The 9,422-nt window shown below is 68.0% G+C and carries 8 protein-coding genes; 2 read left to right on the top strand and 6 right to left on the bottom strand.

Annotated elements, in window-relative coordinates; all coding sequences use genetic code 11:
* Nucleotides 1-279 precede the first annotated feature (279 nt).
* Both leuS and DQP56_RS19965 read left to right on the top strand, forming a co-directional pair.
* Nucleotides 280-3,156 (top strand): leucine--tRNA ligase, encoded by a 2,877-nt coding sequence (leuS, locus tag DQP56_RS19970; RefSeq protein ID WP_205868928.1) that lies wholly within the window; start codon nucleotides 280-282, stop codon nucleotides 3,154-3,156.
* A gap of 20 nt (nucleotides 3,157-3,176) precedes the next feature.
* A complete protein-coding gene (locus tag DQP56_RS19965; RefSeq protein ID WP_234825746.1) occupies nucleotides 3,177-4,304 on the top strand; it encodes an adenylate/guanylate cyclase domain-containing protein in 1,128 nt (375 codons plus the stop codon).
* A 32-nt stretch (nucleotides 4,305-4,336) separates the two neighbouring features.
* Here DQP56_RS19965 and DQP56_RS19960 read toward each other — a convergent pair whose 3' ends face one another.
* The 6 genes from DQP56_RS19960 to DQP56_RS19935 all read right to left on the bottom strand — a co-directional run.
* Entirely contained in the window at nucleotides 4,337-5,002 is a 666-nt protein-coding gene (locus DQP56_RS19960; protein WP_112688408.1) for an SDR family oxidoreductase, read from the bottom strand.
* The gene (locus DQP56_RS19955; RefSeq protein ID WP_112688406.1) at nucleotides 5,002-5,514 is read right to left on the bottom strand and encodes a MarR family winged helix-turn-helix transcriptional regulator; all 513 of its coding nucleotides are present in this window, start codon (nucleotides 5,512-5,514) and stop codon (nucleotides 5,002-5,004) included. Before DQP56_RS19955 ends, DQP56_RS19960 begins: the two co-directional genes overlap by 1 nt.
* 57 nt (nucleotides 5,515-5,571) lie before the next feature.
* Nucleotides 5,572-6,315: an amino acid ABC transporter ATP-binding protein gene (locus DQP56_RS19950; protein WP_112688404.1), complete on the bottom strand. Its 744-nt coding sequence runs from the start codon at nucleotides 6,313-6,315 to the stop codon at nucleotides 5,572-5,574.
* The gene (locus DQP56_RS19945) at nucleotides 6,312-8,093 is read right to left on the bottom strand and encodes an ABC transporter substrate-binding protein/permease (protein ID WP_112688410.1); all 1,782 of its coding nucleotides are present in this window, start codon (nucleotides 8,091-8,093) and stop codon (nucleotides 6,312-6,314) included. Before DQP56_RS19945 ends, DQP56_RS19950 begins: the two co-directional genes overlap by 4 nt.
* Complete coding sequence (locus DQP56_RS19940; RefSeq protein WP_435673888.1) at nucleotides 8,075-8,860, bottom strand: LLM class F420-dependent oxidoreductase; 786 nt, start codon at nucleotides 8,858-8,860, stop codon at nucleotides 8,075-8,077. The genes DQP56_RS19945 and DQP56_RS19940 overlap by 19 nt, the downstream gene beginning before the upstream one ends.
* Before the next feature lie 5 nt (nucleotides 8,861-8,865).
* Nucleotides 8,866-9,422: alpha/beta fold hydrolase (locus tag DQP56_RS19935; RefSeq protein WP_114475783.1), on the bottom strand; the 557-nt coding region annotated here is incomplete at its 5' end.

The raw sequence follows: 9,422 nt of genomic DNA, 5'->3' as shown, positions 1-9,422 counted from the left end.
TGGCGACCGGCACTCCCAGTGGGCCGCCGAAGGCCGCCGCCGTGACAGCCGCGCAGCCGACAAGTAACCGCCAGCGGCGAACCGTGTTCGTCATCTCCAGGGGTCCTTCCGGGACGGGCCGGGCGATGGTGCCCCGGCCGTGGATCGACGGTAGCCAGCGGCGGCCCGGTGCCGCCAGGGCCGCAACCGACCTGGAACGAAGCCCTCATCGGCCTGCAACGCAACCGATATCAAGCTGTGGCGATCGGGCCGAAAAACCGCGCCCATTACCCTGTTGAGGTGAACGAAGCCCCGACCACCCAGGGATCCAGCGAGCAGGCACCCGCATATCGCTACACCGCGGCGCTGGCCGGGCGCATCGAAGGCGCCTGGCAGCAGCACTGGGAGCAGGCGGGGACCTTCAACGTCGCCAACCCGGTCGGCTCGCTGGCGCCGGTGGACGGTTCCGAGATACCGGCCGACAAGATGTTCGTCCAGGACATGTTCCCCTACCCGTCGGGCGACGGACTGCATGTCGGCCATCCGCTGGGCTACATCGCCACCGACGTCTACGCGCGCTACTTCCGGATGACGGGCCACAACGTGCTGCATGCGCTGGGCTTCGACGCGTTCGGGCTGCCCGCCGAGCAGTACGCGGTGCAGACCGGCACCCACCCGCGCATCCGCACCGAGGCCAACATCGAGAACTTCCGCCGGCAGCTGCGGCGTCTCGGTCTCGGTCACGACAGCCGGCGCAGCTTCTCCACCACCGACGTCGACTTCTACAAGTGGACGCAGTGGATCTTCCTGCAGATCTACAACGCCTGGTTCGACACCAGCGCGAACAAGGCCCGGCCGATCGCGGAACTGGTCGCCGAATTCGATGACGGCACGCGCACCCTCGACGACGGGCGGGACTGGGCGCAGTTGTCGGCGGGGGAGCGCGCCGATGTCATCGACGCTCACCGACTGGTCTACCGGTCTGACTCGATGGTCAACTGGTGCCCGGGGCTGGGCACGGTGCTGGCCAACGAAGAGGTCACCGCGGATGGACGAAGCGACCGCGGCAACTTCCCGGTGTTCCGGAAGCGGCTGCGGCAGTGGATGATGCGGATCACCGCCTACTCCGACCGGCTGCTCGACGACCTGGACGTGCTGGATTGGCCGGAGAAGGTCAAGACCATGCAGCGCAACTGGATCGGGCGCTCCACGGGTGCCGCGGCGCTGTTCGGCGCCGGCACCACCGACGGCGCCGAGGTGGACATCGAGGTGTTCACCACCCGCCCCGACACGTTGTTCGGCGCCAGCTACCTGGTGCTCGCACCCGAACACGATCTGGTCGACCGGTTGACGGTGGCCGCCTGGCCGGACGGGGTAGATCAACGCTGGACGTTCGGGTCCGCAACGCCGGCTGAAGCCGTCGCCGCCTACCGCAAGGCGATCGCCGCGAAGTCGGATCTGGAACGCCAGGAGAACAAGACCAAAACCGGTGTGTTCCTCGGTAGTTACGCCACCAACCCGGCCAACGGCCAGCAGGTGCCGATCTTCATCGCCGACTACGTGCTGGCCGGCTACGGCACCGGCGCCATCATGGCGGTCCCGGGCCACGATCAGCGGGACTGGGAGTTTGCCGTCGAGTTCGGTCTCCCGGTCATCGAAGTCATTGCCGGCGGCGACATCTCGGAGGCCGCGTATGCAGGTGATGGAACCCTGGTGAATTCCGGTCCGTTGAACGGCATGACCGTCGACGATGCCAAGCAGGCCATCACGCAGCAACTGGAGTCGCAGGGCCGGGGCTGGGCGCGCATCGAATTCAAGTTGCGGGACTGGCTTTTCGCCCGGCAGCGGTACTGGGGCGAACCGTTCCCGATCGTGTTCGACGCCGACGGCCGGCCGCATGCCCTGGATGCGGCGGCGCTGCCGGTCGAGTTGCCCGATGTCGGTGACTACTCGCCGGTGTTGTTCGACCCGGACGACGCATCCAGCGAACCGTCGCCGCCGCTGGCCAAGGCGACCGACTGGGTGCATGTCGAACTGGATCTCGGTGACGGACTGCAGCCCTACACCCGCGACACCAACGTCATGCCGCAGTGGGCCGGAAGTTCTTGGTACGAGCTGCGTTACGCCGACCCGCACAACGCCGACCAGTTCTGCGCCCCGGAGAACGAGGCCTACTGGATGGGTCCGCGGCCTGCCGAACACGGGCCCGACGATCCCGGCGGTGTGGACCTCTACGTCGGTGGTGCCGAGCACGCGGTACTGCACCTGCTGTACTGCCGTTTCTGGCACAAGGTGCTCTACGACCTGGGCCACGTCAGCTCGCGCGAGCCCTACCGCCGCCTGGTCAACCAGGGCTACATCCAGGCGGCCGCCTACACCGACTCGCGGGGGTCGTATGTGCCGGCCGGCGATGTCGTGGAACGCGACGGGACGTTCTACCTCCCGGGGCCCGACGGTGATACGGAAGTCTTCGCCGAATACGGCAAAATGGGTAAGAGCCTGAAGAATTCGGTGTCCCCCGACGAGATCTGCGATGCCTACGGCGCCGACACGCTACGGGTCTACGAGATGTCGATGGGCCCGCTGGAGATGTCACGGCCGTGGGCCACCAAGGACGTGGTCGGCGCGCACCGCTTTCTGCAGCGGGTGTGGCGGTTGATCGTCGACGAGGAGACCGGCGCCACCCGGGTGCTCGACGCCGAGCCGGACACCGAGACGCTGCGACTGCTGCACCGCACCATCGTCGGAGTGTCGGAAGACTATGCGGCGCTGCGCAACAACACCGCTGCCGCCAAGCTGATCGAGTACACCAACCATCTGACCAAGCAGCACCGCGACGGGGTTCCGCGCGAGGCCGTGGAGCCGCTGGCATTGATGCTCGCACCGCTGGCCCCGCACCTGGCCGAGGAGCTCTGGCAGCGGCTCGGCCACGATTCCTCGCTGGCGCACGGCCCCTTCCCGGTGGCCGACCCGGCCTATCTGGTCACCGACACCGCCGACTACCCGGTGCAGGTCAACGGCAAGAAGCGGGGGCTGGTCACGGTTGCCGCCGACGCCGACACCGAGGCGATCAAGGCGGCCGCCCTGGCCGACGAGAAGGTGCAGGCGTTCCTGGCCGGCGCCACACCCAAGAAGGTGATCGTGGTGCCCGGCCGGCTGGTCAATCTGGTGGTATGACAGCGCGTTAGGGCGAAATCATGTGGGCAGACGCCGAAGCATTCCGCGAGACGATGGCGGAACTGGGTCTGTTCGACGGCCTCGACGCCAGCGCCCGTGAAGAGCGCACCGAGCTGGTGGCCTGGTTGCTGGAACAGGGCTTCGGTTGGGAAGAGATCCGCGACGAGATGGCACCGATGCTGATGCCGGCGCACCGTGAGCTCGGCAATGACGGCAGGTATGTCTCCGAACGTGAGGTCAGCGCCGAGCATGGCATCGACTTGGATCTGCTGCAGGGTATCGAACGTGCGCTGGGGCTGCCCCGGCTGGAAGATCCCGACGCGCCGTTGATGCTGCAGGCCGACGCCGAGGCCGCCCTGAGTCTGCACCAGCTCATCGAGGCCGGCCTCGATCCGGGCCAGGTGCTGCTGATGATCCGGCGGCTCTCCGACGGCATCTCACGTGCGGTTCCGGCGTTTCGCTACAGCACGATATCGGCGATCATGCGGCCGGGCCTGACCGAGCTGGAGCTCGCGAAGTCCCACAAGGAGATTGTGCGAGCCATTATCCCATTGCTGGAGACCACTATTCGCGACATCTTCTTCGTCCAACTGCGGCGAGTGCTGGAAGGGGAGGAGGTCAACGCCAGTGAACGGGCGGCCGGGATGGCGTTGCCGGGCCCGCGGCAGCTGGCGGTGGCGTTCGCCGACATGGTCGGGTTCACCCGGCTGGGTGAGGTGGTTCCCCCGGAGGAACTGGTGGGACTGGTGGAGCGACTCGGGGAGCTGGCACGCGAAGTGGTCGACCCGCCCGTGCGGCTGGTCAAGACGATCGGTGATGCGGTCATGTTGGTATCGGCGGACGCCACGAAGTTACTCGCCGCGACACTGCAGCTGCTGGAGAGTGCCGCCGCCGACGAGGCTCTCCCGCAGCTGCGGGCGGGTATCGCCTCGGGGTGGGCGGTGAGCCGTGCCCGGGATTGGTTCGGCAGCCCGGTCAACGTGGCGAGCCGGGTCACCAATGTCGCCGAGCCCGGAGAGGTGATGGTGGAAGGGGCGGCCCGCGAAATCATCGGCGACGCACCGGGCTACACGTGGTCATTCGTCGCCACCCACGCACTCAAAGGCGTGGAGGGTGAGACGAGGCTGTTCCGGGTGCGGCGGCAGTAGAACCACCCCCGGCGTCTGCTCGCGGGAAGAGACTACCGCGGCCGGACTGTCACTTCGTGCAGCTGTGCCTCGGCCGGGGTCCGCACCGCATTGGCCACCACCTCCGCGACGGTGTCGGGGCGCAGAAAGCGGCCCGGGTCGTATTGCCCGCCTTCATAAGCAACGAGGTCGCGCTGCATCCCGGTGTCGACGCGGCCGGGGTAAACGGTGGTGACGCGCAGCGCCGGCTCATCGCTGCGCAGTGAGTCCGCGAACGCGCGCAGTGCGAACTTACTGGCAGAATACGAGGCCATTCCAGCGGAAACCTGCTGCCCGGCACCGGAGTTGATGAACACCACATGCCCGCCGGCCTGCCGCAACGCGGGCAGCAGCGCCAGTGTCAGCGCTACCGCGCCGAACACGTTGACCTCGAAGGTGGCCCGCCACTCCTCGATGTAGGACTCGCCCGCAGCGCCGGGCAGCATCACCCCGGCGTTGTGCACCAGCACGTCGAGTTCGTCGACGATCTCGACGGCCGACTCGATCGCGTCGGCGTCGGCGAGATCGAGCGGCCAGGTGGTGGCGCCGAGCCGTTCGGCGACGGCGTCGAGCCGCGCCGACGGTCTCCCGGCCAACAGCAGGGTGTGGGTGGGCGCCAGTGCGGACGCGATCGCCGAACCGATCCCGCCGCCGGCGCCGGTGATCAGGGCGGTCGGCATCAACCGCAATCCAGCGGGCAGTCGGACTCGCCGGCTGCGGACGTCCCGGCGGCGCCGTAGGAGGCCAGCCGCTCCAGCGGTTCCAGCGCGCGGGTCAAGGTGTCCAGATCCTCCTGGCTGAGCTCGCTGAGCATCACCGCCAGGGCCGCGTGCCGGTTGGCCAGCGACTCACGGTGGCTCGCCAGGCCCTCCTCGGTGATGTCGACCAGCACGGCCCGCAGGTCGGACGGATCCCGGCTGCGTTTGACCAGCCCGATCTTCTCCAAACGGCGGATCGCCACGGTGGTGGTGGGGGTGCGAACCCGTTCGTGGGCAGCCAGTTCGGTCATCCGGATCGGCCCGCGGTCCAACAACGTGATCAGGATCGACAGCTGCGCCAGCGTGAGCTCGCCGGTCTTGGTTCCGCCGCTGATCTCACCGCGCCGCAGTATCGAGAACAATTTGGACAGCGAACGATGCAAGCCCTCTGCGACCGCCGTCACCTGCGGGGTCTCGGCTTTGCTCTCCGCCATAGTTCGCCAGTCTAACCTGTGGCTCTAATGAGAGGGGATAGGTCGGCAAGGTTGCTGTCACAACACCTGCGAGAGGAACTTCTGCAGCCGGTCGGTCTCGGCGTTGTCGAAGATCTGTTCGGGCGGCCCCGATTCCACCACCTTCCCGCGGTCCATGAACACGACGCTGTCCGACGCCGACCGGGCAAAGGCCATCTCGTGGGTGACGACCACCATGGTCATACCGTCCGCGCCGAGCTCGGCGATCAACGCCAGGATCCCCTTGACCAGTTCCGGGTCCAGCGCCGAGGTCGGCTCGTCGAAGAGCATCACCTGCGGCTGCATCGCCAGGGCGCGGGCTATCGCGACCCGCTGTTGCTGGCCACCGGAGAGCGCCGAGGGACGCGCGGCGGCCTTGTTCTTCAGGCCGACCCGATCCAGCAGTCCCAGTGCCAGTTCACGCGCGGCGTCCTGCGACATCCCCAGCAGCTTGCGCGGGGCCAGCGCGATGTTGTCGAGCACGCTGCGGTGCGGGAACAGATTGAAATGCTGGAACACCATGCCGATCCGCTGGTGCAGCTCATCGGGGTTGTCGTCGAGTACCGATCGCCCGCCCAACAGGATGTCGCCGCCATCGGGCTCGTGGAGCCGGTTCAAGGTACGCAGCATGGTGGACTTGCCGGATCCGGAGGGGCCGATCACCGCCGTGGTACTGCCGGCCGGCACGTCCAGGTCGACCCCGCGCAACACGGCGCTCTTGCCGAAGGACAACTGGATCCCCTTGGCGGTCAACGACACCGGCTCACGAGCTGAGACCGTCACGTCATCTCCTGACTGGAGATCGCCGGGCTCAGCTCGAGCGCATCATCGTCGTCGGCGGGCCTTCCGCGGCGCAGCCGGTGGTCGACGACGTTGACCAAATGGGTCAACGGAATGGTCAGCGCCAAGTAGAGGACGCCGGCCGCCACCAGCGGCGACAGGCTGCCGGTCTGGGCGTTGAAGTCGCGCCCCACCTGGAACAGTTCCCGCTGGCCGGCGACCAGACCCAGGAAGTACAGCAGCGCGGAGGCCTTCAGCAACGCGATGAACTGGTTTACCAGCGCCGGCAGCACCCGCCGGATGCCCTGCGGTATCACCACCAGGCGCATCGAGGCGGGGTAGCCGAAACCCAGCGCCCGGGACGCCTCGAGCTGGCCGGACTCCACGCTCTGGATGCCCGAGCGCAAGATCTCCCCGATGTAGGCCGCCGCGGTCAGTCCCAGCGCCGCGATGCCCAGCGGGTAGGGGTTGTTGTTGGTCAGCCCGCCTACCAGGGGACCCACGCCCAGGCCGATGAGCAGGATGATCAGCACCTCGGGTAGTCCCCGGAAGATGTCGGTGTAGACCCGCGCCGGCCAGCGCAGCCAGCGGGTGCGGGAGATCCCGGCCACGGCCAGCCCCAGCCCTGCCACCAATCCGATGACACCGCCGCTGACGGTCAGCAGCAGCGTGTTGGGCAGGCCGGTCTTGAGCAGTTCCGGCAGCGCTTCGCGGTACAGCTGCCAGTCGAAGAAGGAGTCGCGCAATTGTGCCAGCGTCGATTTGGGTTGGTACGGCTCCGGACCGGCTTTGTGGTTGCGCGCCGCGATCGCCGCGAAGTCCGGCAGATGCGGGGTAGCCGCCGACTTCGAGCCCGGTTGCCAGTCCGGTGGCAGCGGCCTGGGCACCCAATCGGTGTAGAGCTGCGGCCAGGTGCCGTCGGCGATCACCGCATCCAGGCCGGAGTTCAGCGCCGATATCAGCGCCCGGTTCTCCTTGGCCACCGCGTACGCCTCGAAACCGGCGGGGCTGAACGTGTAACCGGCGATCTGCGCCGGATCTCCCGGCCGCAGCAGGTTCAGCGCGGTCAGCGACGGCGCCACCCAGGCGTCGACCTGGCGGCTTTTCAGGCTGGCGTACAGCGTGATCGAGTCCGGGAAGCGCACCGGCTCCATCTCGAGGGTGTCGACGACGTAGGCGTCTTCGATGGTGCCTTGCACCACGCCGATCCGCCGCCCCGCGCTCAGGTTGTCGAACCCGGTGATCTCCGAGCCGGCCGGGACGACCAGGGCCATGTAGCCGAAGTCGTAGCCGTTGGTGAAGCCGACGGTGCGACGGCGCTCGTCGGTGGCGTTGATCGACGCCGATCCGACGTCGAAGCGCCCGGACGCCACCTGGGCCAGCAGCCCGAAGAAGTCGGTGCCGACGAACTGGATCCGCAGGCCGAGTTTCTTGGCGATGGCGCGGAGCAGTTCGTTGTCGAACCCGGTGTAGCGTCCCGCGGCGTTGATGCAGTTCGTCGGGGGGCTCTCGGTCAGGGTGCCGACGGTGAGCACACCGGGCGTGACCAGACCCAGCTTGGTCACGTCGATCGGGTTGAGCGGATCCACGCCGGCCGTGGTGTATTTGTCCTCGCGCGGACGTTTGGCGGTGGCGAGCTGGACCGGCAGCGTGACCGCCGCCTGCTCCCCGGGTGGTGCGCACAGGTCGGGGGCGGCCCCGGCGGACGGCGCGGTTGCCAGACCGCCCACGATCAGCCAGCTGGCGAGAAGCGCCGCCAGTTTTATCGCTGGTCGCGCCATCGGCATAGCGCCTCGGCGGCGGTCAGGTCGTAGTCCGGTCCGCTACTGCCGACGGTCAGCAGGCTCACCCCGAGTTCGGCCATCGATTCCGCCGCGGCGAGCAACTCCGCTTCGGTGTGGTCGTTGCTCAGCGCGGTCGAGTGTTCGATCGTGGCGGGGTCACGGCCCAGCGCGGCGCAGTGTTCGGCGAGTACGGCCGCCTTGTGCGGGTAGGTGTCGGCGTCGGTGAAGCTGTGCCACATGTCGGCGTGCTCGGCGACCAGGCGTAGCGTCTTGCGCTCGCCGCCCCCTCCGATCAGCAACGGAAGGTGCCGGATGGGCGGCGGATTGAGCCGGGACAGCCGGGTCTTGATTCTCGGCAGAGCGGCGGCCAGGTCGTCGAGCCGGCTTCCGGCGGTACCGAATTCATAGCCGTATTCGTGGTAATCCCGGTCTTTCCAGCCCGAGCCGATACCCAGGATCAGCCGGCCGTCGCTGATGTGGTCGACGGTGCGGGCCATGTCAGCGAGCAGCTCCGGGTTGCGGTAGGAGTTGCACGTCACCAGCGCGCCGATCTCGATCCGCGAGGTCTGTTCGGCCCAGGCGCCCAGCATGGTCCAGCATTCGAAGTGCGGTCCGTCGGGGTCGCCGTAGAGCGGGAAGAAGTGATCCCAGTTGAACGCGATGTCGACACCGAGGTCTTCGCACCGCCGGACCGCGTCGCGGATCGCACCATAGTGCGCGGCGTGCTGGGGGTGCAGTTGCACGCCGATTCGGATGGGCCTCACCCCAGTCACGGTAGCGTCCGGCGCAGCAGCTCGACCAGAGCGCGCGGCTGGTCGCTTTGTACCGAATGCCCGGAGCCGGCCACGACGTGGGTTGTCAGGTCCGGTGAGCGCCGGGCGTACTCGGCGACGTCGTCGGCGGTGACGAGCGCCGAGTCCCCGCCGCGGATCAGGGTCGTCGGCGCGGTCACCGCCGAGACGTCGGTCCACAGCTCGGTGAAGTCTCCGACACGGCGGATCGTGTCGTAACGCCAGGTCCACCGCCCATCGGGCAGTTGCCGGGTGTTGTGGAACAGCCCGCGCCGCAAGGATTCCGGATCCCGATGCGGTGCCGCCAACCGGGTGACCGCCAGCATGGACTCGAAGTCGGGGAAGGTGCGCTCGCCCTGGGCCAACGCCACTGTCCCGCGATCGGCAGCGCTCAGCTGTGAATACCGTTGCAGTGCTGAGGGAGTCACGTCCACGAGCACCAGCCGACGGACCAGCTCGGGGGCGGCGGCGGCGGCCACCCGGATCGCGGTCAGCCCGCCCAGCGACATCCCGACCACCAGCTCGGCGGTCGGTG

Source organism: Mycolicibacter senuensis (assembly GCF_003284925.1).
In the GTDB taxonomy this organism is placed as follows: Bacteria; Actinomycetota; Actinomycetes; order Mycobacteriales; family Mycobacteriaceae; genus Mycobacterium; species Mycobacterium algericum_A.
Note: the sequence above shows the minus strand (reverse complement) of the source record. Positions and strands in the feature narration are given on the sequence as shown.